Annotated in this window: 18 protein-coding genes; 10 read left to right on the top strand and 8 right to left on the bottom strand. The window is 69.3% G+C overall.

All coding sequences use genetic code 11. The features are described 5' to 3' along the window. Positions 1–303 precede the first annotated feature (303 nt). The 4 genes from OG219_RS34070 (at position 304) to OG219_RS34055 (ending at position 5229) form a co-directional block, all read left to right on the top strand. The gene (locus tag OG219_RS34070; RefSeq protein WP_266833062.1) at positions 304–3558 is read left to right on the top strand and encodes a nitrate- and nitrite sensing domain-containing protein; all 3255 of its coding nucleotides are present in this window, start codon (positions 304–306) and stop codon (positions 3556–3558) included. Positions 3559–3568: 10 nt separating this feature from the next. Further along, the gene (locus OG219_RS34065; RefSeq protein WP_266836330.1) at positions 3569–3982 is read left to right on the top strand and encodes a roadblock/LC7 domain-containing protein; all 414 of its coding nucleotides are present in this window, start codon (positions 3569–3571) and stop codon (positions 3980–3982) included. A gap of 94 nt (positions 3983–4076) precedes the next feature. Then, the gene (locus OG219_RS34060; RefSeq protein ID WP_266833060.1) at positions 4077–4667 is read left to right on the top strand and encodes a DUF742 domain-containing protein; all 591 of its coding nucleotides are present in this window, start codon (positions 4077–4079) and stop codon (positions 4665–4667) included. Beyond that, positions 4648–5229, top strand: coding sequence for an ATP/GTP-binding protein (locus OG219_RS34055; RefSeq protein ID WP_266833058.1), 582 nt, complete (start codon positions 4648–4650; stop codon positions 5227–5229). The genes OG219_RS34060 and OG219_RS34055 overlap by 20 nt, the downstream gene beginning before the upstream one ends. A gap of 149 nt (positions 5230–5378) precedes the next feature. On the opposite strand, the gene OG219_RS34050 is transcribed toward OG219_RS34055, so the two are convergent. Together OG219_RS34050 and OG219_RS34045 are read right to left on the bottom strand one after the other, a co-directional pair. Then, the gene (locus OG219_RS34050) at positions 5379–5576 is read right to left on the bottom strand and encodes an acyl-CoA carboxylase subunit epsilon (protein ID WP_266474679.1); all 198 of its coding nucleotides are present in this window, start codon (positions 5574–5576) and stop codon (positions 5379–5381) included. 57 nt (positions 5577–5633) lie between these two features. Further along, positions 5634–7223, bottom strand: coding sequence for an acyl-CoA carboxylase subunit beta (locus OG219_RS34045; RefSeq protein WP_266833055.1), 1590 nt, complete (start codon positions 7221–7223; stop codon positions 5634–5636). Between the two features lie 412 nt (positions 7224–7635). On the opposite strand from OG219_RS34045, the gene OG219_RS34040 reads away from it, so the two are divergent. From OG219_RS34040 to OG219_RS34030, 3 genes are all read left to right on the top strand, one after another. Next, on the top strand, positions 7636–8253 hold the full coding sequence (locus tag OG219_RS34040; protein ID WP_266833053.1) for a YceI family protein: 618 nt from the start codon (positions 7636–7638) through the stop codon (positions 8251–8253). Between the two features lie 387 nt (positions 8254–8640). Continuing rightward, a complete protein-coding gene (locus OG219_RS34035) occupies positions 8641–10239 on the top strand; it encodes a subtype B tannase (protein ID WP_266836329.1) in 1599 nt (532 codons plus the stop codon). A 139-nt stretch (positions 10240–10378) separates the two neighbouring features. Then, on the top strand, positions 10379–10873 hold the full coding sequence (locus OG219_RS34030) for an N-acetyltransferase (RefSeq protein ID WP_266833051.1): 495 nt from the start codon (positions 10379–10381) through the stop codon (positions 10871–10873). A 64-nt stretch (positions 10874–10937) separates the two neighbouring features. On the opposite strand, the gene OG219_RS34025 is transcribed toward OG219_RS34030, so the two are convergent. Genes OG219_RS34025 through OG219_RS34015 form a run of 3 tightly spaced genes read right to left on the bottom strand, consistent with a single transcriptional unit; the run spans position 10938 to position 14211 of the window. Then, the gene (locus tag OG219_RS34025; protein ID WP_266833049.1) at positions 10938–11726 is read right to left on the bottom strand and encodes an ABC transporter permease; all 789 of its coding nucleotides are present in this window, start codon (positions 11724–11726) and stop codon (positions 10938–10940) included. After that, positions 11723–13279 (bottom strand): ABC transporter permease subunit, encoded by a 1557-nt coding sequence (locus OG219_RS34020; RefSeq protein ID WP_266833047.1) that lies wholly within the window; start codon positions 13277–13279, stop codon positions 11723–11725. The genes OG219_RS34025 and OG219_RS34020 overlap by 4 nt, the downstream gene beginning before the upstream one ends. Next, entirely contained in the window at positions 13276–14211 is a 936-nt protein-coding gene (locus OG219_RS34015; RefSeq protein ID WP_266833045.1) for an ABC transporter ATP-binding protein, read from the bottom strand. Before OG219_RS34015 ends, OG219_RS34020 begins: the two co-directional genes overlap by 4 nt. A 159-nt stretch (positions 14212–14370) precedes the next feature. On the opposite strand from OG219_RS34015, the gene OG219_RS34010 reads away from it, so the two are divergent. Together OG219_RS34010 and OG219_RS34005 are read left to right on the top strand one after the other, a co-directional pair. Continuing rightward, positions 14371–15672 carry a sensor histidine kinase gene (locus OG219_RS34010; RefSeq protein ID WP_266833043.1) on the top strand — a complete coding sequence of 434 codons (1302 nt, stop codon included), beginning with the start codon at positions 14371–14373 and terminating at the stop codon, positions 15670–15672. Further along, positions 15669–16436: a response regulator transcription factor gene (locus OG219_RS34005; protein ID WP_266833041.1), complete on the top strand. Its 768-nt coding sequence runs from the start codon at positions 15669–15671 to the stop codon at positions 16434–16436. The genes OG219_RS34010 and OG219_RS34005 overlap by 4 nt, the downstream gene beginning before the upstream one ends. Positions 16437–16509: 73 nt before the next feature. Here OG219_RS34005 and OG219_RS34000 read toward each other — a convergent pair whose 3' ends face one another. Continuing rightward, entirely contained in the window at positions 16510–16863 is a 354-nt protein-coding gene (locus OG219_RS34000; RefSeq protein ID WP_266836328.1) for a helix-turn-helix domain-containing protein, read from the bottom strand. Positions 16864–17001: 138 nt separating this feature from the next. On the opposite strand from OG219_RS34000, the gene OG219_RS33995 reads away from it, so the two are divergent. Next, positions 17002–17832, top strand: coding sequence for an NAD(P)H-binding protein (locus tag OG219_RS33995; protein WP_266833039.1), 831 nt, complete (start codon positions 17002–17004; stop codon positions 17830–17832). A 149-nt stretch (positions 17833–17981) separates the two neighbouring features. On the opposite strand, the gene OG219_RS33990 is transcribed toward OG219_RS33995, so the two are convergent. Together OG219_RS33990 and OG219_RS33985 are read right to left on the bottom strand one after the other, a co-directional pair. Beyond that, a complete protein-coding gene (locus OG219_RS33990) occupies positions 17982–19340 on the bottom strand; it encodes a hypothetical protein (RefSeq protein ID WP_266833037.1) in 1359 nt (452 codons plus the stop codon). A gap of 306 nt (positions 19341–19646) precedes the next feature. Beyond that, complete coding sequence (locus OG219_RS33985; protein ID WP_266833035.1) at positions 19647–22673, bottom strand: glycoside hydrolase family 3 N-terminal domain-containing protein; 3027 nt, start codon at positions 22671–22673, stop codon at positions 19647–19649. Between the last annotated feature and the right edge of the window lie 294 nt (positions 22674–22967).

Here is a 22967-nt window from a genome sequence, read left to right as displayed (position 1 = left end):
CCGGCTGTGTCGTTTGACACGGTCGGCCACAGTGTTCATAACGTTTCGACAGAGAATTTCACGGGCACCGACACGCATCGCGTTCACCCGGTACCGCTGTGCTCACAAAAGCCCCGTCTTTTGGCGGGGCTCGTTCTTTATGACCGTTTTATCTGGGGCTTACCTGACTCGGAATCATCGGTTCCGAGTGTTTGGAAGGGCGCCACCCGACGTGCTGGAATGCGCTGACCTGCCCAGTAGTCAAAGGGGCGCCGGAGACACCGCGGCACAACGTAGGTGCCGACGCCGAGAGGTTTTGGTCGAGTGAGGCGAAGCAAGAACGGTCCCGAGCCGTCGGCACGGGGCAACTTCACCCCGCCGCCGCGTGTCGCGGCGCCCGCACAGATGCCCGGCTCCTCGGAGCCCATGCCGGCGCCCGCGCCGAGTGGCAGTCGTTTCTCCCCGCGCAACTGGCGCGTGCCGACCAGGCTGAACGCGATCCTGCTCATCCCGGTGGTGGTCGGCCTTGTCATGGGCGGCTTCCAGGTGAAGAGCTCGATCGACACCTGGCAAGAGGCTGAGAACGCCGAGAAGACGGCACGTCTGGTGCAGGCCGCGCTGACCTACGGCGACAGGCTGTACGTCGAGCGCGATGTCTCCGCCGTGCCGCTGCTGAGCGGTGAGGGTGAGAAGGACCCGACCGTGGTCAAGGCCCGTGCGGCCACGGACGCGGCCGCCGACGCCTTCGACGAGGCCGCCCAGAACATGCCGCAGACGGCCGGCCTGCAGCGCCGCCTGGAGGTCTTCCGCAAGGTCGAGCCCGGCCTCGCCGCCCTGCGCAAGGCCGCGTACACCTCCGCCCTCACCGGCGTGCAGACCGAAGAGGGCTACACCCAGATCCAGCACCCGCTGATGGAGTTCTCCAACGAACTCGGCCTGGGCACCGGAAACATCACCAGCTACGGCCGTACCGTCTACGCGGTCTCGCTCGCCAAGGCCTCGGCCTCGCTGCAGCGGTCCATCGGCATGCACCTGCTGCTCAAGCCCGGCCCCACCGCCGCGGACCTCGGCAAGCAGCGCGTCGCCCTCTCCTCGTACGCCTACCTCGAGGGCATCGCCGTCGAGGAGTACATCGGTGGTGGCACCGAGGCCGACGCGGCCAGGCTCGATGCCGCGAAGGCCAAGCTCAAGACCGACGGCGCGGCCCAGGCCAAGGCCGCCGCGGAGGCCGCCGCCGCCGCGGGCCAGACCTATGTGCCCCCGCCGTCCGGGGACACCGCGATGGTCTCGGCCCTCGCGACGCTCTCGTCCACGGACCAGAGCGCCCGCGACGCCCTCGCCGCGAAGGGCACCACCCCGGACAACTTCTGGGCGGTCAACACCGGCAAGTACACCGCCTACCGCACGCTCGAGTCGGATCTGACCGACAAGGCCGTGGCCGAGGCCTCCGACATCTCCGACAGCGCCAAGCGCGACGCCATCATCACCGGTGCCGCCGTCGTGATCGCGCTGCTCGCCGCGTTCATCCTGGCCGGCATGGTCGCCCGCCAGATGAGCCGGGCGATGCGCCAGCTGCGCAACGCGGCCTTCAACGTCGCCGAGCAGCGCCTGCCGATGCTGGTCGACCAGCTCTCCCGCACGGACCCGGGCCGCGTCGACACCCGCGTACAGGCCATCCCGATCACCACGACGGACGAGATCGGCGAAGTCGCCCGCGCCTTCGACCAGGTCCACCGCGAGGCCGTACGACTGGCCGCCGAGCAGGCCCTCCTGCGAGGCAACATCAACGCGATCTTCACCAACCTGTCGCGCCGCAACCAGTCCCTGATCGAGGGCCAGCTGACCCTGATCACCGACCTGGAGAACAACGAGGCCGACCCGGACCAGCTGGAGAACCTCTTCCGCCTGGACCACCTCGCGACCCGTATGCGCCGCAACGGCGAGAACCTCCTGGTCCTCGCCGGCGAGGAGCCCGGCCGCCGCTGGGACCAGCCGGTCCCGCTGGTCGACGTGCTGCGCGCCGCCTCCTCCGAGGTGGAGCAGTACGAGCGCATCGAGCTCTCGGGCGTCCCGGAGGCCGAGATCCACGGCCGCGCCGTGACCGACCTCGTGCACCTGCTCGCCGAGCTCCTGGAGAACGCCACCACGTTCTCCTCCCCGCAGACCAAGGTCCGCGTCACCGCGACCCGTCTCCCGGACGGCCGCATCATGGTCGAGATCCACGACAAGGGCATCGGCCTCACCGCCGAGGACTTCGCGGACATCAACCACAAGCTGGCCAACCCGCCGACCGTGGACGCCGCGATCTCGCAGCGCATGGGCCTGTTCGTGGTCGGCCGCCTGTCCGACCGGCACGGCATCCGCGTCCAGCTCCGCCCCTCGGGCGAGCAGGCCGGTACGACCTCCCTGGTCATGCTCCCCGACGCGATCACCCACGGTGGTGGCGGCGGCGAGACGCTCCAGCGCGACGAGTTCACCGTCTCGCAGATCATGCCGGAGCAGCCGTCCTTCCAGGGCGAGCCTTTCCAGGGCCAGCAGCCGCTGCGTACGGCCGCGGAGCTCGGCTTCGACGACAGCCGCTACGAAGTCCCGGACGACATACGCGAGTTGGACCCCGTGGGCCGCTCGCTGATGCGCGAGGAGCGCCGTGCGGCCCTGGAGGCCCAGACAGGGGGCCAGCCGGAGGCTCTGGAGGCTCAGAGCTACCAGGAGGGCTTCGAGGCCCCGCAGCCCGCGTACGACAACGGACAGCCGTCCTACGACAACGTTCCCGCGTACGACAACGGGCAGGCTGCTTACGACAACGGTCAGGCCCCGTACGAGGAGCAGCAGGCGACGTACGACCAGCAGACGGCGTACGAGGAGCCGCAGCAGGGTTCGTACGACGAGACGTACTTCCCGTCGAACGGTGGCTACCCGGAGCCCGCGTACGCGGAGCCGGTCCAGGAAGAGCACTCGGGGAACCGCAACGCCGCCTCGGGGACGTTCTCGGCCTTCGCGGAGCCGTCCTATCAGCAGGACGACTGGCCGCAGCAGGAGGCGCAGCAGAGCGCGTACCGGTCCGAGTACGCTCCGGAAGCGGAATCCGCGAAGATCGCTGACGCGGGTGAGCAGGACCGCGTAGGCTTCAGCCGTCCGGGACCGGCACCTTCCGCCCCCCACACACTGACCAACGCCGGTCTGCCCCGCCGCGGTGCCACCGCGAACGGCAGCGGTAACGGCCAGCGGCCCGTGGAGCAGAGGGACCAGACGCCGTCGGCGGCGCCGGCGACCACGCAGGGCCCCGACGACTGGCGGTCGTCCAACGACGACCGTTGGCAGCGCGCCGAGCAGCTCAAGAAGCCCAAGGCGGGCGGGGTCACCTCGTCCGGTCTGCCGCGGCGGGTGCCCAAGGCCAACCTGGTCGAGGGAACCGCGGAATCGACCCCGCAGGGCGGCCCCCAGGTCTCCCGCGCCCCTGAGGACATCCGTGGCAGGTTGAGCAACCTGCGCCGCGGTGTACAGCAGGGTCGCAATGCAGGTAGTGACACGAACGGCCAGGGCCTCGGTCCTGACAGCACCTACAACCAGGAGCGTTAGTGTGAGCCCGATGAGCCAGGCGGCGCAGAACCTGAACTGGTTGATCACCAACTTCGTGGACAACACCCCTGGGGTGTCCCACACGGTGGTGGTCTCCGCCGACGGACTCCTTCTGGCGATGTCCGAAGGCTTTCCCCGTGACCGCGCCGACCAGTTGGCAGCCGTCGCATCCGGTCTGACCTCGTTGACCGCGGGAGCCTCCCGCATCTTCGAGGGCGGCCACGTGAACCAGACGGTTGTGGAGATGGAGCGGGGATTCCTCTTCATCATGTCCGTTTCCGATGGTTCGTCTCTCGCCGTACTCGCACACCCGGAGGCGGACATTGGCCTCGTTGGGTACGAGATGGCACTTCTGGTGGACCGTGCAGGTACGGTCCTGACCCCGGACCTTCGAGCAGAGCTCCAGGGGAGCCTTCTCAACTAACAGACAGACGGTGCGTCTTGGTGTCCCGAGGCCATAAGGTTTCGGGACGCGGTCCCACACTGATGGGTGCCCGGCACAGTCGGAGGAGGAGAAAGTGGCAACACCCCCAGGCGGTTCGTCTTCGGGCAACTGGTCGTACGGCCCCGGCCAGGGGCAGGGCGGCCAGGGTGACGGTTCACAGAACCCGAACCGGTACAACTTCCCCTCCGCGCCGACCCCGCGGCGTCAGCCGTACGCGCCCCAGGGTCCCGGTCCGTCGCCGTACGACCAGCCGGCGGCACCGCGCATCCAGCCCGTACAGCCGCAGCGACGCAACCCTGAGCCGTCGCCCGGTGGGACGTCGCACAACCCTCTGGTACGTCCGTACGCCATGACGGGCGGCCGTACCAGGCCCCGCTACCAGCTCGCCATCGAGGCGCTGGTACACACGACCGCACAGCCGCACCAGATGCAGGGGCAGTTGCCCGAGCATCAGCGGATCTGCAACCTCTGCCGGGAGATCAAGTCGGTGGCCGAAATCTCGGCCCTCCTGACGATCCCTCTCGGTGTGGCCAGGATTCTCGTCGCCGACTTGGCGGAGGCGGGCCTGGTCGCCATCCATCAGCCCGGCGGTGACGAGAACGCCGGCGGCCAGCCAGACGTGACTTTGCTCGAAAGGGTGCTCAGTGGACTTCGCAAGCTCTAGCGGAGGGCCTTCCCGCTCCACCACGTCCGCGAAGATCGTGGTGGCGGGCGGCTTCGGCGTGGGCAAGACCACGTTCGTCGGGGCCGTCTCGGAGATCAACCCGCTGCGCACAGAGGCCGTCATGACGTCCGCGTCCGCGGGCATCGACGACCTCACGCACACCGGAGACAAGACGACGACCACCGTCGCCATGGACTTCGGCCGCATCACCCTGGACCAGGACCTGATCCTGTACCTGTTCGGCACCCCCGGCCAGGACCGCTTCTGGTTCATGTGGGACGACCTGGTCCGCGGCGCCATCGGCGCCATCGTCCTGGTGGACACCCGCCGTCTCGCCGACTGCTTCCCGGCGGTCGACTACTTCGAGAACTCGGGTCTCCCGTTCGTCATCGCCCTCAACGGCTTCGACGGCAACCAGCCCTACAACCCGGACGAGGTCCGCGAGGCCCTGCAGATCGGCCCGGACACCCCGATCATCACGACGGACGCCCGCCACCGCGCGGACGCCAAGTCGGGGCTGATCACGCTCGTGGAGCACGCCTTGATGGCACGCCTGCGGTAACGCGCCGTCGGACTGCGGGCCAGTCGCCGACCGCGCTTTCGCGGTGGCTGGTCACGCAGTTCCCCGCGCCCCTCACGGGGCGCACCCGCCGTACGTGAAAGGGCCCCCTCAACGGAGGGGGCCCTTTCACGTACGCCGAACGCCGGAGGTCAGCCGTGCCAGCTGTGCGGTGCGCGGAAGCCTGGCTCGCGCTCCAGACGGCGCCAGCCGGCCTTGGGGCGGGCGGAGTTGTGGGACGTGGCGGAAGCGGGCGCAGCCGCCGCGCGAGCCAGCAGGATGGCCGTGATGGCGGCGACTTCCTCGGGCTCGGCGTGGCCCTTCTCGACGCGGATGTCAGGGGTGTCCATAGATGTCAGTCTCCGTGAGAGAGGTTTCCGCGGCGCTGCCGCGGAGGAACCGCAGGGTTACTGCGGGGGGTTGCCGTGCTTGCGGGAGGGCAGGTCCGCGTGCTTGGAGTGCAGCATCGCGAGGGACTTGACGAGCACCTCGCGGGTCTCGGCGGGGTCGATGACGTCGTCGACAAGGCCCCGCTCGGCCGCGTAGTAGGGGTGCATCAGCTCGGCCTTGTACTCCTTGACCATGCGTACGCGCATCGCCTCGGGGTCTTCCGCCTCCGCGATCTGGCGGCGGAAGATGACGTTGGCCGCGCCTTCCGCTCCCATCACGGCGATCTCGTTCGTCGGCCAGGCGAACGTGAGGTCCGCGCCGATGGACTGGCTGTCCATGACGATGTACGCACCTCCGTACGCCTTGCGCAGGATCAGCGAGATCCTCGGCACCGTCGCGTTGCAGTACGCGTACAGCAGCTTCGCGCCGTGCCGAATGATTCCGCCGTGCTCCTGGTCGACACCGGGAAGGAACCCGGGGACATCCAGAAGAGTGACGATCGGGATGTTAAAAGCGTCACACATCTGGACAAAGCGCGCAGCTTTTTCGGAGGCCTCGATGTCCAGCACACCCGCGAGCGACTGCGGTTGGTTGGCGACGATGCCGACCACCTGGCCGTCGAGACGGGCCAGCGCGCAGATGATGTTGCGGGCCCAACGCTCGTGCACCTCAAGGTAGTCGCCGTCGTCGACGAGCTCCTCGATCACCTTCGTCATGTCGTACGGACGGTTGCCGTCGGCCGGAACCAGGTCCAGCAGGACGTCGGAGCGGCGGTCGGCGGGGTCCTCGGAAGCGACGCGCGGCGGGTTCTCGCGGTTGTTCTGCGGGAGCATCGACAGGAGGTAGCGCACCTCGGCGATGCACGTCTCCTCGTCGTCGTACGCGAAGTGCGCGACGCCGGAGGTCTCCGCGTGCACATCGGCACCGCCCAGGCCGTTCTGGGTGATCTCCTCGCCGGTGACGGCCTTGACGACGTCCGGGCCCGTGATGAACATCTGCGAGGTCTCGCGGACCATGAACACGAAGTCGGTGAGAGCGGGGCTGTAGGCCGCGCCGCCCGCGCAGGGGCCGAGCATCACGCTGATCTGCGGGATGACGCCGGAGGCGCGCGTGTTGCGCTGGAAGATGCCGCCGTAGCCGGCAAGCGCGGAAACGCCCTCCTGGATACGGGCTCCCGCGCCGTCGTTGAGGGAGACCAGCGGCGCTCCGGCCGCGATGGCCATGTCCATGATCTTGTGGATCTTCGTGGCGTGCGCCTCACCCAGCGCGCCGCCGAAGATACGGAAGTCGTGGGCGTACACGAAGACCGTGCGGCCCTCGACCGTGCCCCAGCCGGTGATGACACCGTCGGTGTACGGCTTCTTCGCCTCCAGGCCGAACCCGGTCGCCCGGTGCCGGCGCAGCTGCTCGACCTCCTGGAACGAGCCCGCGTCCAGCAGGAGCTCGATACGCTCGCGCGCGGTCAGCTTGCCCTTGGCGTGCTGCGCGGCGGTCGCCTTCTCGCTGGGGCCCCGCAGCGCCTCCGCACGGATCGCGTGCAGCTCGGCCACGCGCCCGCGTGCGTCCGTGGGTTCGCCTGAGGATTCGGCCTCATCCAAAACGGTCATGTAGCGACCATACGAAGTCCACCAAGGAAAGCGGGCCGTCGACTCCGTACAGTCTCCGGGCCGTTTTCCTGGTACCCCTCAACAGAACCTTGACCACAGGCAGGCGATCTGACTGCTCAGGGGGTCCCCCGCTTGTAGGGGTCGAACAAACCCGACACCTGAGAGCCACCTCACATTCATGAGTGGCACATGCCATCCCTGGGGTGAACCGGCTCTCGAGGAGGCATCTCGCCGGAACGCAACGTAACGTCATGAACACGTAGCGGATGATGTTGAAACTTGAATGGAATAGGTCTACATTCCCTCTTGTTGGCATCGTTGAATCTTAAACAGACTCGATCACATCCGATTCGACAACCTCGCGTCGCGGCTTCCGGACGAATCCGCGAACCGTCCCCCCAAGGAGAACGTCATGGGCATCTTCGGCCGCAAGACCGACACCACCGAGACCGGCGCCGCCACGACCCCCGGCGAGGTGAGCCCCGAACTGGCGGCCCTCACCGGCGATTACACGCTCGACCCGTCGCACTCGACCATCGGCTTCGTCGCCCGCCACGCGATGGTGACGAACGTCAAGGGCGGCTTCAAGGACTTCGAGGGCACCCTGCACCTGGACGGCACCGACCCGTCCAAATCCACCGCCTCTCTCGACGTCAAGATGGAGAGCGTCGAGACCGGCTCCGCCGACCGCGACGGTCACCTGAAGAGCGCCGACTTCTTCAAGACGGACGAGTTCCCGACGATGACCTTCCGCTCGACGGAGGCCGTGGCCCTGGGCGGCGACGACTACCGGATCACCGGCGAGCTGTCGATCCTCGGCATCACCAAGCCGCTCAGCATCGACCTGGAGTTCAACGGTGCCGCCACGGACCCGTTCGGCAACCAGCGCGTCGGCTTCGAGGGCAAGTCGGAGATCATTCGCTCGGAGTGGGGCCTCACCTGGAACGCGGCCCTGGAGACCGGTGGCGTCCTCGTCTCCGACAAGATCAAGCTGGTCTTCGACATCTCGGCGATCAAGAACGCCGCCTGAGTCGGCGACAACCCCTGGCACCCCGAAGGCGTCCGGCCTCTGATTCCCCGTTTCAGAGGACGGGCGCTTTGCCATGTGCGGATGCATTTTGCTTGTCGCAAGGCCGCCGCCTGCCCAAATGCGGACGCCTACCTGTGATCCGGCCATGAGAACTTGGGCGTCAACGATGAATGAAACAGAATTGTTGACAATCGTTCGGGCCGCGATTTACGTTCGCAAGCACAAGATCGGGTGGGCGATACGGGTGGGCAATGCCGCCCGCACCGGCCTACAGGGCCACCGCGTGTGCGCCCGTCGCGATGGAGTCGACTCGACGGCAGCACTCGTCTGCCGTGAATGGGAGAGACCTCAGTGAAGCACAGGGCAGTGAAGCGCAGGACCGTCGTCATGGGCATAGGCGCGACCGCGGGAGTCGCCGCGGCCGGCGGCTTCGCATTGAGCGCGAACGCGTCGGGTACGTCGACGTCCTCGGCTTCTTCGGACGCCCTGGTCTTCGACCCGGACGCCTACACGAAGCTGACGAAGACCGTCACGGACACCGAGGGCAACGACCACTCGGTGGTGTACCACTTCTGGAAGGCGATCACGTACGTCGCCAGCCCGGTGGACGCCACCTACCAGTCGCTCATCGTCAGCTCCCCCGTCGAGATCGACGGCACGGCGGTCGACGCGAGCAACGCACCGATCCTGCTCGCCAACTCTGTCGGCGGTTACATGCCCGCCTCCGTGGCGGACGCCACCGAGGTCGGCGGCGGCGGTTCGGCCATGGGCGGCGCCGCGCCCAGCGGCGCACCCACCGGCTCGGCCGCGCCCAGCGCCTCGGCCTCCACCTCCAACGCGAACGGCAACACCAACGCCACCGGTGGCGCCACGTCCAGCAACCAGCTGCTGGCCCTGGCCGCCGGGTACGTCGTCATCGAGCCCGGCGCCCGCGGCCGTACCCTCAAGAACTCCGACGGCGAGTACTACGGCACCGCCCCGGCCGCGATCGTCGACCTCAAGGCGGCGGTCCGGTACATCAGGTCCAACAAGGGCCGCATCCCCGGCAACGTCGAGCGGATCGTCTCCGCGGGCACCAGCGCCGGCGGTGCCCTGTCCTCCCTGCTCGGCGCGTCCGGCGACAGCAAGATCTACGACAAGTACCTCAAGGAGCTCGGCGCGGCCGACGCCTCCGACGCGATCTTCGCGACCGGCGCCTGGTGCCCGATCACCGACCTGGAGCACGCCGACGGCTCCTACGAGTGGAACTGGGGCACCAACGACCTGAGCACCGGCAAGCAGGTCGACCAGACCGTCTCCAAGGAGCTGCAGTCGCAGTTCGCCGAGTACCAGGCCTCCTTGAAGCTGCGCGGACTGAACGGCTTCGGGACGCTGACCGCCCGCAACTACGACGAGTACCTGGTCGAGCAGTACCTGGAGCCGTCGGCGACCACGTATCTGGCCGCGCTGTCGGACTCCGACCGTGAGACCTACCTCGCCGCCAACACCTTCATCACCTGGTCCGGCGGCAAGGCCTCCTTCACCTGGGCCGACTTCCTCACCCACGTAGGAGCGAGGAAGAAGGACGCGCCCTCCTTCGACGCCTTCGACCTGTCCGCCGGCGAGAACAACGAGTTCGGTGCGGACACGACCCTGGCCCGCCACTTCACGGCGTACGGCGCAAAGAACGACACCACCGGTCTGACCACCAAGCGGGTCGCGAGCGACATCCCCGAGAAGCTCGACCTGATGAACCCGATGTACTTCATCAAGCAGCAGAACCCCGGCCGCTCGAAGCACTGGTGGATCCGCCTCGGCACCAAGGACTCCGACACCTCGCTGACCGTCTCCGCCAACCTCGCCGCGAGCCTCGACAACCTGGGCGACGACGTCAACCACCTCTACTACTGGGACGAAGGCCACGGCTCGAACATCGACCCTGCCGACTTCATCACCTGGATCGCCAAGGTGACGGGCCACAAGAAGCGCGCCGCTTCCTCGAAGTAGCGCCCCCTGAGCGGCGTCCGCACCGGATGCCGGCCCTCGCGACGCCGAGCCCGCGCACCCGGGCCCGGCGTCGCTGCGCTCCCCCGGCGGCAGGGGATAACCCGGTGCGGAGCACACACCCGGCGGATAGCCTCCGCCCATGACCTGGTTGCCCGCTGGCTTCGTACATCCCGTTCGCGTCGAGTTGCCGGGCGGGTATCACCTGCGTCCGATCACCGGGGCGGACGCGGACATCGACTACCCGACCGTGATGGGCTCGCGCGAGCGGCTGTGGTCCATCTTCGGTGAGGCGTGGGGGTGGCCCGCCGAGACGATCTCGTACGAGGCGAACAAGAAGGACCTGGAGCGGCACGAGGCCGAGATCGCCGCCCATGAGTCCTTCAACTACGTGTTGTTCAATGACGCGGGCACCGAGGAGTTCGGGTGCGTCTACATCGATCCTCCGGAGAAGTCCGGTGCCGACGCCGAGGTCTCGTGGTGGGTCGTGGACTCCAAGGTCGGGAGTGATCTGGAGCGGGACCTGGACGCGCTCGTGCCCCGGTGGATCGGGGAGGACTGGCCCTTTGAGCGGCCGCGGTTCATCGGCCGGGATCTGTCGTGGCAGGAGTGGCTGGCTCTGCCGGACGCCGGTTGATCGCAAGGGCGTTGCCCAGGGCGTCTCCGGCGTGATCCGCCGGACTGGCCCTACCGGACAGGCCCTAAGCGTCGCGTCGTCTGAACATCGCGCCGCCGATCAGCAGCAGCCCGAGCGCGTACGCCGCCAGTACGCCCAGCCCGGGCCACGGGCCTATCGGGAGTCGGGCGAGGTCTCGGGTTGCCTGGATGGCCATGCCGGCCGGCATGGGGGCCCAGCTTTCGATGCGGTCCTTCCAGGTTGCCGAGCCGAGCAGGTCGGCCATGAGTGGGACGACGTAGAGGAGGCCGAGGCCCAGCGTGATGGCGCCCGCGGTGTCCCGTAGGAGGACTGCCAGGCTCAGGCCCAGGAAGGCTATGAGGATCAGGCAGAGGACCGAGCCGAGGGCCGCGCGGAGGGTCGTGGGGTCGGTGAGGGTGAGGAGCGGGTAGCCCTCGGCGGGGGTGAAGCCGTTGTCCGGGAGGATCAGGCGGGCCGCGTAGAGGGAAGCGGTGATCGCCAGAGCGCCGGCTGCCGCCGTGGCAGTGGCCAGTACGGCCGCCTTCGACGCGAGGACTCTCGAACGGCCTGGGATCGCCGTCAGCGTCGTGCGGATCGTGCCCGTGCCGTACTCCGCTCCAATCGACAGGGCTCCGAGGATGAGGATCGTCGCCTGGCCGAGCCAGATTCCCGTGAGGCTCAGTTTCACCGTGTCCTCGTGGCAGGCGGCCGCCGTCAGGCAGTCCCGGGTGGTGACCGCCGACACCGAGGCCGCACCCACCGCGACCGTGAGGACCACGGTCGCGGCCAGGAGCAGCCAACTGCTCGGCAGCGTACGGAGTTTCGTCCACTCGGCGTGGAAGGACGACCTCATACGTCCCTCCTGCGCAGGCGCCAGGCGGCCAGGGCAAGGGCCACGGCCACGTACGCGCACAGGACCGCGAGGCCGTTCCAGGGTGCGAGGGGGTAACAGCCGCTCTCCGGTATGCAGTTGTGGTCCATCTGGGGGTAGTACGAAACCCCCTGCTGGATGGCGAACGCCCCCGCCGGGGTCAGCCGGAGCATCCATTGCGCGACTTGGAGCGGGAGGGCGACGGCCAGGATCTGCGGGAGTATCACCAGGACCACGACCACCGTGATCGCGCCCGCGCTGTTGCGGAGTATCGCCCCTGCCGCGAGGGCGAGAACCGCCACCAGGGACAGGAGCGCCGCGCTGCCGACGACCGCTCGCAGGACCGGGGTGTCCAGGAGGGACAGGTCCGGGTACGCGGGGGGTTTGAACCCGTTGGAGCGCATGGTGCTCTGGGCCAGGGGGAAAGTGATCGCCGTTGCCACCAGGCTGACGGCGAACGTGACGCCGCCGATCACCAGGGCCTTGGCCGCCAGGACGCGGGCGCGGCGCGGGGTCGCCGTGAACGTCGTACGGATCATGCCGCGCTTGTACTCGGTCGTGATGAAGAGGGCTCCCAGCGCCACCATGAACACCACGGCCACGAAGACGCCCTGGAAGCTCATCTGGATGATGTCGGGGCCGGTCTGGTCCGGGGCGATGTCCCCCCGGCCGGTGACGGTGTAGACGCCGGAGGCCGATACCCGGGTGGTGCCGGGTTCGAAGACCGCCGGGCCGGACTGCGGGCCGTCGGGGGCGTTCGGGTCGATGGCGCGCACGTCCGTACTGGTCCAGGTCGCTCCCTTGGTGCCGCCGCTCAGGGCGACATGGTCGAAGCTCGCCGTGAGGTTCGTGCCGACGGCCGTCTCCGAGGTGCCCCCGAACGCGCGTTGCAGGTTGTTGCCGAGAGGGGTGGCGACGAACAGACCGGCCTGGGTCGTCTTCGCCAGCTTCGGCAGCGTGACCGAACCCACCTTCGTCCAGTGGGAGCCGTCCGCCGACTCATAGCCCGTCAGCTGCGAGCCCGTCTTCGTCAGACGGAGCCAGCGCGGGTCGGCGGACGCGCCGCTGCCCGCCTTGTCCTGCGTGAAGTTCCACTGCAGACGGACGCCGTGGTCGGGGGTGACCATCAGGGCCGCGTACTGGCTGCCGACCTCCGTGCTCGCCTTGATGATGACCCCGGCCTTCGCCCAGGGTTCCGGGTCGCGACCGCCGAGCCCTGTCAGGTCGGACACCCGAACCGTGACGCTGCCGTCGCCGGCCAAGGGCTGGTGGACGAAGCGGAACGTGTCGGTGACGAGAGCACCGTCCGGGGCTACGGTGACCGGGCCCCCGCCGGAACTGGAGGAGCCGCTCGCGGCGAGCTGCGAGATCAGGACCGTGACCGCCGCCGCGACGACGAGCACCAGCACCCAGACGCGCACCGTCCAGAACTTGGACCACTCCGCGCGCAGCAGCCGTCCGAAGCCCTCGCGGGTGGGCGGGAGTTGTGAGCGGTAGGGGGTCACGGTCGAGGTCGGCGGCGCGGGAGTGGTCATCGGGTCACCTCGGTCTCCGGGGCGGAGGTGAACTCGGTCGCGTGCCGGGTGAGCTCCATGTACGCCTCTTCCAAGGTCGCCCGGTGGGCGCCCACTTCGGCGAAGGGGATCCTGGCGGCGCCGAGCAGCGCCACGATCCGCTCCGCGGGCAGGCCGGTGACCGTGAGCGTGTCGGCGCCGGTGACGGCGACCGTGCCGCCCTCGCGGGCGAGCAGTTCCATCGCCTCCGTACGCGCGGCCGTGCGCAGGGCGACACGGTCGCCGGAGGCGGCGGCGAGCAGCGTCGCGACGGCGGTGTCGGCGATGAGACGGCCGCGGCCGATGACGACCAGGTGGTCGGCCGTGTCCTCCAGCTCGCTCATGAGGTGGCTGGAGACCAGGACCGCTCGGCCCTCGCCGGCCAGGCGGCGCAGGAATCCGCGGATCCATTGGATGCCCTCGGGATCGAGGCCGTTGACCGGTTCGTCGAGGAGGAGGACCGGGGGGTCGCCGAGCAACGCGGCCGCTATGCCCAGGCGTTGGCGCATGCCGAGTGAGTAGCCCCCCGCTCGGCGTCGGGCCGCCTGGGCCATGCCGACCTGTTCGAGGACCGCGTCCACCCGGCGCAGGGACAGGCCGTGCGAGTGCGCAAGCCAGCGCAGGTGGTCGCGGCCGCGGCGGCTGGGGTGCAGCGCGGCGGCGTCGAGCAGGGCGCCCACCTCCAACAGGGGGGAGCGCAGGGAGTGGTACGGGCGGCCGCCGATGAGCGCGCGCCCCTCGTCGGGGGTGTCCAGGCCGAGCACGGCCCTCATCGTGGTGGACTTGCCCGCCCCGTTCGGGCCCACGAAACCGGTGACCTGTCCCGGCTCGACGGTGAAGGACAGTCCGTCGACCGCGACGGTCCTGCCGAACCGCTTGCGCAGGTCTTGGACTTCGATCGTTGCGTCACTCATGCTCAGCGAGATTAGGGATCGGCGGGCCTCGAGTCGTCCCGCCAGGGAGCCGTCTTCGGCACCCCTGACGCGAGGGACGGATCGCCTGCCGGGTCCCCCATGCGGGGGACAAACCCCAGGGTGACGCGCTGCGGCGCCGCCGACGGCAGAATGGCGTGCATGAGCGAGGACACTGCGCGACGCGGCGATGGGGTCGCGGGGGTGTGGGAGCGGGTACGACGCTTCCCGGCCCCCGTGACATACCCGGTTGCCCTCGCTCTCCTCGCCTGCGCCGAGGTTCTCCTGAGGGCCGGGAGCCTGCGCGAGATTCTGGCGCTCGCCCTGCTGCTCGGGGTCTGCACCACCCTTCCGCTCACCTTCGTGCTCGGGGCCGACCGTGCCGTGGCGGTGCGGGCCGGGGCCGCGGTGGCGGTGACCTCGGCGGGGGTGCTGGCGCTGACGCCGTTCCGGGCGCTCACCCTGGCGGGCGTGGTGGCTCAGCTGGCCGCCGTGTACTGGCTCGGGAGAGCCGGCGCCACCCGGCTCAGCGGCGCGCTCGTCCTGCCGTACGTCGTCCTGGCCCTCGTCAGCCAGGACGACGTCGCCACCCGGGTGATGGCGGTCCTCGTGGCCACCCTCGCCTCCGCCTCCGCCGCGACCGGCATCACGCATCACGTCCGCAGCGCGGCGCTCGTCCACAGCGCCACGGAGCGGGCCTTCGCGGACACGCTGCTCGCGCATGCCGCGCGCGGTGAACGGGCGCGGATCGCAAGGGAGTTGCACGACGTCGTCGCCCATCACATCTCGATGATCGCCGTCCAGGCCGAGACCGCCCGGCTGACCACGGCAGGGCTGCCCAGCGACGGCGCCACCCGGCTGCTCGCCATCGGGGACACCGCGCGTGCCGCGCTGACGGAGATGCGGCGGCTGTTGGGGGTGCTGAGGGAGGACGCCGACGTGGGTGTCACCCGGCGTCCGCAGCCCGGGCTGCGCCAGCTCATGGAGCTGATCGACGAGTCCCGGGACGCCTCCGGCTCCTGCACCCGGCTGATCGTCAGCGGTCCGGTCGCCACACTGGACCCGGGCATCGAAGTCACCGCGTTCCGTATCGTCCAGGAGGCCCTCACCAACGCCCGACGGCATGCGCCGGGGGCCGCCGTCGATGTCGAACTCCGCTACACGGAGGAGGATTTGGCGATCCGGGTCCGCGACAACGGGCCGGGACCTCCCGGCACTGCGCGCGGCTCGGACGTCACAGACGCCTCGCATGCCTCAGGCAACTCTCGCACCTCAGACATCTCGCAGGTCCCACACGTATCGCATATCCCGCAAATCCCGCATGCCACAGACGCCGGCCACGGTCTCCTCGGTATGCGCGAACGCGCCGCCACGGTCGGCGGCACTCTCCGCACCGGCCCGGCGCCCGGCGGCGGTTTCCTCGTCGAGGCCAGGCTTCCAGTACGGGCGGAGGCCCTCGTATGACCGAGACCGAGACCCAACCCCAGACCCAGGCCCAGCCCCACACCCACACCGAAGCCATCGCCCCGGTCCGCATCGTCGTCGCCGACGACCATGAGGTCGTGCGTGCCGGATACGCCGGGCTCCTCGCCACCCAGCCGGACTTCACGGTCGTCGGCACCGCGCGCGACGGCGCCGAGGCGGTGCGGATCTGCCGGGAGCAGCAACCCGACGTGGTTCTCATGGACGTACGGATGCCGGTGATGGACGGGATCCAGGCGACCGCCGAGCTGATGACGTCACTGGCGGGCCTGGACGGGGCCGCTGTTCAGACCGCTCCGCGCGTGCTCATCCTCACCACCTTCGACCTCGACGAGCATGTGTACGACGCGCTCGCCGCCGGGGCGAGCGGCTTCCTCCTCAAGGACGTCACCGCGGAGCGGCTCTTCGAGGCCGTACGAGTGGTCGCGGGCGGGGAGGCGTTGCTCGCGCCCGTCATCACACGCCGCCTGATCGCCGAGTTCGCGCGGCTGAAGCCCCGGGTGCCCGCGCAGAAGACGCTCGGCGCGTTGACGCCGCGTGAGACGGAAGTGCTGCGGCTGATCGCGGAGGGTCTGTCCAACCCCGAGATCGCCCTACGACTGCACGTCGGCGAGGAGACCGTGAAGACGCATGTGAGCCGCGTCCTGTCCAAGCTCGGCCTGCGTGACCGTACGCAGGCGGTCGTGACGGCGTACGAGTCGGGGCTGGTCGTGCCGCGTACGAGCGACCCATTGGGGCCGTCCTAGGCGGCGGGGGTGAGGTTCGTAGGTGCGGGTGCGGCGCGGGTTCCGTCGTGAGTTCCGGCGGTGGCCTGACGGTTCAGCGGGCGTCGTAGTCCTGGCGGGCGTCCGCGACCTTGTCCAGGTTGACGGCGGCCCAGTCGGCGAGGGTGGCGAAGAGTGGGGCCAGGCTGCGGCCCAGTTCGCTGATCTCGTACTCGACGCGGGGCGGGACCTCGGGGTGGTAGGTACGGATGACGAGGCCGTCACGTTCCAGTTGGCGCAGGCGCTGGGTCAGGACCTTGGGCGTGATCTTGGTGATGCGGCGCTCCAGCTCCACGAAGCGCTGACGCCCGTATTCGTTGAGCGACCACAGGATCGGCGTGGTCCAGCGGCTGAAGACGATGTCGACCACGGGGGCGATGGGGCAAGCCACTTCCGGGTCGATCTCCATATCGGTCGCCTGCAATGTGGCGTCGGTCACAATCGGCCCCTCTCCCCATTACTTTCCTCTAGGTACCTACTATGCCACCGCCAGTAGCTTCCTTTCAGGCCCACACGGGCCCGGCCAAGACCTGACAGGGGAGCGAACATGATCGTGGTAACGGGAGCGACGGGCAATGTAGGGCGGCCGCTGGTGCGGGCGCTGGCCGCGGCGGGCGAGAAGGTGACGGCTGTCTCGCGCGGGGCTTCGGCGCCGGACGCGCCGACAGAGGTGCGGCACGTCCGCGCCGATCTGGGTGACCCGAAAAGCCTTGAGCCCGCGCTCGAAGGGGCCGAGGCGCTGTTCCTGCTGACTTCCGGTGAGTTGCTCTCCCGCGGAATCGGCTACCTGAGCGGTGTGCTCGACGCGGCTCGGGCCGGGGGCGTACGACGTGTCGTCCTGCTGTCCTCGCAAGGGGTCGGGACGCGACGGCATCCACCCGAGCTGGAGGAGACGGTCAAGCGGTCGGGGTTGGAATGGACCGTGCTCCAGCCGGGGGGATTCGACTCCAACGCCTTCGCGTGGGCCGAGACGGTCCGCGCGCGACGGGTGGCCGCGGCGCCCTTCGGCGATGTCACGCTGCCGACCATCGACCCGGAGGACATCGCCGAGGTCGCCGCCGTGACGCTGCGGACATCCGGCCACGGTGGCGGCACATACGTACTGACCGGGCCGGCGCCCGTTTCGCCCCGGCAGCAGGTCGCGGCGATCGGGGAGGCGCTGGTCGAGCCGGTGCGGTTCGTCGAGCAGACGCGTGAGGAGGCTCGGGCTCAGATGCTGGGGTACATGCCGGAGCCGGTCGCGGACGCCACGCTGGGGGTGCTGGGCACGCCCACGGTCAAGGAGCAGCAGGTGAGTCCCGATGTGGAACGGATTCTCGGGCGTCCGGGGCGTACGTTCGCGCAGTGGGCGGAGCGCAACGTCGCTGCGTTCAAGTGACCGGAGCGGGCTGTTCGGGGGCGGGGTGACTCTGACGCCGTGGCTCGCACGGGGTGATTCGGACCGGGTGGCTCGGACGCCTGGCTCGGACCGGGTGGCTCGGACGGACAAGTTCCAAAGGTGAGGTCCCGTGCGGGGCGGCCTCGGTGTCAGAAGCCCCCTCCGAAGTCCCCTCCCCCTCCCCCGCCGCCGAAGTCGCCGCCGCCGCCGAAACCGCCGCTGAAGTCGCCGGAGTCGAAGTCGGCGCCCGAGACGTCGCCGCCGTCGTATCCGCCGGAGCCGAAGTCGCCGTATCCGGAGCCGTAGTCGGCCGCGTACGAGGGGCTGGCCATCATGCTGCCGAGCATCGTGCCGACGAGGAGGCCGGGGAGCAGGCCGCCGCCGAAGTAGCCGCCCGCCCAGGGGCCGTAGGCCGGGCCCGCGTCCCAGTAGGGGCGGCGGCCGTATTCGGTGTCCACCTCGCGGATCGCCGGGTCGGCGCCGTCGGCGAGGCGGGCCCGGTCCGCCGCGCAGACCGGGACCTCGCGGGTCGCGCCGCCGGACGGTGTCCAGGTCGCGTCGGCCACCGACGGGCCGTGCCGCGGGTCGAAGAAGCAGGGGGCGCGGCGCTCGGGTACGGGGCTGCCCTCGCGGCGGGCGGCGAGTTCGGCGAGCGAGAAGCGGCCGTCCTCCAGGGCCTGGGTGACGGCGCGTACGTCCTCGGGGTGCTGGGCGGCGGCCATGGACGACTTCGCCTGCTCGTAGGCGTCGAGCGCGCGTTCGTAGTCCGCGCGCATCGCGTCGTCCGCGCCCGCTTCCGCGGGGTGGAAGTCGAGGCGGTCCAGTTCCTCGCCGAAGGCCGTGATGTCCTCGTCCACCACCACGCGGAGCTTGTCGAGGGCTGCCCGCTGCTCCTCCGCCTTGCGGCGCTTGTTGCGTCGTACGAGGGTGTACGCGCCTGCGCCGCCGGCGACGGCCAGCGCGCCGACCGTGATCAGGGCTGTCGTGGAGACACCGCCGCCTTCGGTGCTGCCGGAGTCCCAGCTCGCGGGGGCCGCGCCGCCGATGTTGGTGAGCGCGCGGTCCGTGAAGTCGTTCAGCTGGGTGTTGGTGTCCTCGTTCTGGACGCTGGTGACGAGGTTCTTCACGGCGGTGCCGGACATCACCGCGGAGTCGGCCTTGGCATCGAACCGGTCGCCGAGTCTGATCGCGTACAGGCCGGTGATGCCGGTGGAGGTGCGCAGGTTCTGGAAGAGGTTCTCGGTGGGGAAGTCCGCGGGGAGTACGGCCAGGAAGACGGGCTTGTCCGCGTCTTTGATCTTCTTTGTGAGGGCGTCGGCTTCTGTCGTGGACAGCTGGGCGGAGGCGGCGGGGTCCACGTAGACCGGGGTCTCGCGGAGGGCTGCGGCTACCGTGCCGACGTCGGTGGCCGCGTGGGCGGTGGGGGCCTGGGCCGTGAGGAGCGCCAGGGCGGCGAGCGTCAATGCGCTCAGCAGTCCGGGGAGCGCTCGTGGGAGTGCGGCCCTCATGTCTTCGACGGTACCTGACGGTGGCTGGAAGTGGACGGGTGTGGGGGTGGAGCTTGTGGGTTTTCGCCCCCTCCGCCCCTACCCGTCCCTTGTCCCTGGGGGCTCCGCCCCCAGACCCCCGGTCGCCCGAAGGGCTCGTCCTCAAACGCCGGACGGGCTGAAAGATCTCCCCGGCCGGGGCTGAAGAGTGCAGGCCCCCACGGGTGGGTGGGGGATCGGGACGGTGCCGCCTCGTCCTCGGACGCCGGACGGGCCTGAGATGCCCGTCCGGCGTTCGAGAAGCGGAGCCCCGGAAAGCGGCAGGGTTTACGCCGCCTGGTACGCCTCCTTCAGTTTTGCCACCGCGTCCGCGTACTTGCCGGTCAGGAGCAGGTGATCGGCGTCTGCGAAGGGTTTCGCGACTGCTGCCGTGATGGTGGTGCCGATTTTCTGTTGGACCAGGAGGCGGGCCTTGGTCACGGCGGTACGGCCCGCTGTGGTGGAGCCCGTCTTTTCGGCGATCTTGGCGGCCAGGGAGAGGGCCGCCAATGTCGCGGTGCCGCCCGAGGGCGCCTTGGTGAGCGTCGTGAGGCCCCAGCCGTACGGGAACTGCGGGTCGTACGAGGTGTCGCCGACGTTGATCGGCAGCTGGGACTCGGACTTCGGCCAGGTGACAGGGAGTTGGCCGGTGAAGGGGCGCTTGCCGTAGAGGACGTCGGCGACGCCGTCGCCCTCCGTGCCGGGCAGCCAGGACGCGACGAGGGCGTCGATGTCGCCGAGCCGGTCGCCGATGAGCTGGGGGCGCCCGGAGACGGTCAGGACCACGCATTTCATGGCGCCGCAGACCTTGTCGACGGCGGCCTTGTCGGCGGCGGTCAGTTCGAGGTCGTTGCCGTTGCCGACGTCGCCGACGCCCTCGGCGTACGGGGTCTCGCCCACGACGACCACGCCGACGTCGTAGCCGGTGGTCGGAGCGGACGCGTCCTTGGAGTAGCTGATCGTCGCGCCGGGTGAGGCATTCCGCATCCCCTCCAGGATCGTCGTGCCCTCCGTGATGGCGCCGGAGGAGCCCTGCCAGGTGATGGTCCAGCCGCCGGTCTGGTTGCCGATGTCATCGGCGTTGGACCCGGCGACGTACACCTTCTGGGACTTCTTGAGGGGCAGTACGCCGCCCGCGTTCTTCAGCAGGACCTGCGACTCGGCCGCCGCCTTGCGGGCCACGGCACGGTGTTCGGGCGAGCCGATGTCGGAGGCGCCGCTCGTGTCGGCGTACGGCTGCTCGAAGAGCCCGAGCCTGAACTTCTGCGTGAGGATGCGCGATACGGCGTCGTCCACGCGCTGCTCGCTGATGCGGCCGGCGCGGACCTCGGCGATCAGTGTCGTACGGAAGTCCTTGTACGCGTACGGGACCATGATCATGTCGAGGCCCGCGTTGATGGACGTACGGACGTCGGAGGCGTAGTCGCCGGGGATCTGGTCGATGCCCGCCCAGTCGCTGATGACGAAGCCGTCGAAGTCCATCCGGTCCTTCAACACCCCGTTGATCAGGGCCGCGTTGGCGTGCATCTTCACGGGGCCAGCGTCGTCGCCGAGGATGTCGAGCGACGAGTAGGACGGCATGACCGAGCCGACGCCGCGGTCCACGGCGTCCTGGTAGGGCGCGAGGTGCACCGCCTCCAGCTCCTGCCGGGTGACCTTGGTGATGCCCTGGTCGATGGTGTACGAGCCCGAGGTGGACGAGCCGTACTCGGTGCCGCCGTCGCCGACGAAGTGCTTGGCGGTGGCGAGGACCTTGTCGTTGTCGCTCAAGTCCTTGCCGTCGGCGCGGCCTTGGAGGCCCTGGATGATCGTCTCCATGGACTCGACGAGCGCCGGGTCCTCGCCGAAGGACTCGTAACTGCGGCCCCAGCGTTCGTCGCGGGTGACGCACAGGCAGGGAGCGAAGTCCCACGGGATGCCGGTGGCGCGGACCTCGGCGGCGGTCACCGCGCCGGTCTGCTGGGCGATTTGGGGGTCACGGCTGGCGCCGATGCCGATGTTGTGCGGCATGACCGTCGCGCCGACGAGGTTGTTGTGGCCGTGTACCGCGTCCACGCCGTAGATCAGCGGGATCTGGAACCGCGTTGCCTGCGCGCGGAGTTGGAAGGAGTCGATCATCTTCGCCCACGCCTCGGGGGTGTTGGGCGTCGGAGTCGAGCCACCGCCGGAGAGCAGTGAGCCGAGGTCGTAGGTCGCGATGTCGCCCTGCGCGGTGAGCGCGCCCCGCTCGGCCTGCGTCATCTGACCGGCCTTCTCCTCGAGGGACAGCCGGGAGACGAGGTCGGCGACGCGCTTCTTCACGGACAACTTCGGGTCCAGGTACGGGAGTCCGTGGGCGTCGATGACGACCTGCGGAGTCTCGGCGGGGGCCTTGGCGCCGGTGACGGTGAGCTTGAGGGGGATCGTCTCGGCGGATTCGCCGGACTTGTCCTTGAGGGTGGCGACCGAGATGGTGCGCGAGGTGCCGGACGCGGTGCCCGCCGGGAAGGTGATCGAGCCCTGGACCTGTACGAAGTCCTTGCCGGGCTGGGCGGTGCCGCCGTCGCTCTGGTACACGATGGTCACCGGTTCGTCGATCGGGACGGCGCCGGTCGTGGTGACGGAGACCTTGACGGCGGCCTTGCGGCCCTCGGCGACCGGATAGACGGCGGAGTCGGTGATGACCCTCGCACGCAGTGACTGGTCGGCGGTGCCGTACAACTCGACGTCGTCGATGGCGAACTGACCCTTGATGCCGACCGGGAGCTGGATCGCGTAGCCCCACATCTCGGTGAGGCCGAGGATCTGGTCGATGCCGCCGACGGGCTGGTAGTCCGTGCGATAGGTGAAGTCGGTGAAGGGGATCTCGATCTGTTTCCAGCCGGTGAAGTCGTCCGTGAAGGATGTCCTCCACAGCTCGGAGGCCTCGCCGTTGGCGCCGCCGTCCTTGAGCTCGAAGGGGATCGTCTTGCCGTTGTTCTGGCCGTCCCACCAGAAGCGGATGCCCTTGTGCGCGGACCAGTCGTGGGCCGGCTGGGCGAAGGCGAAGTCGTGGGTGAAGCCGCCGTAGCCGCTGATGTCGTAGGTGCCGGTGAGGACCTTGGCGCCCTCGGGGGCGTCGGCCCGGGCGGTCAGGGCCAGTTGAGGCAGATCGTCGGCGTCGCCGCCCCACGCGAAGAGGCCTTCGGCGGGCGGATTCGCGAACGGAACCTCGCCCTCGAAGGCGTCGACGGGTACGGGAGGCAGGTCGTCGGCTCCGGCGGCGGCCGAAGCGGAGGCCAGGGGCAGCAGCCCGGTGAGCAAGGCGGCGGAAACGAGCAGGGCGGTTCTTCGCATGGACCTTCCCTCGACTCTCGTTGATCCTCTTGGTTCTTTTTGATTCCTCTTGGTTCCTCTTGGCGCATCCTCTTCGGTGTCCTGAAGAACCCCTCAACGCTCTTCAGTACTCTTACGACTTAGATCACGCCGTGAGTTAACTGGCGTCCCGGCAAGCAGTCAAGACTTCACGTCAGAACCGGTACACGGGCAATTGGCGGCCGGATCAGGCTTGTTGTTCCTTCAGACTCTGAACGCGCAACCCCTTGACGCGCGCCCGCAGCCGTCATTTACTCACGCCTCGCACGCCCCCAT

The organism is Streptomyces sp. NBC_00038, assembly GCF_026343635.1.
Taxonomy (GTDB): domain Bacteria; phylum Actinomycetota; class Actinomycetes; order Streptomycetales; family Streptomycetaceae; genus Streptomyces.
This window is presented reverse-complemented; position numbering and strand designations above follow the sequence as displayed.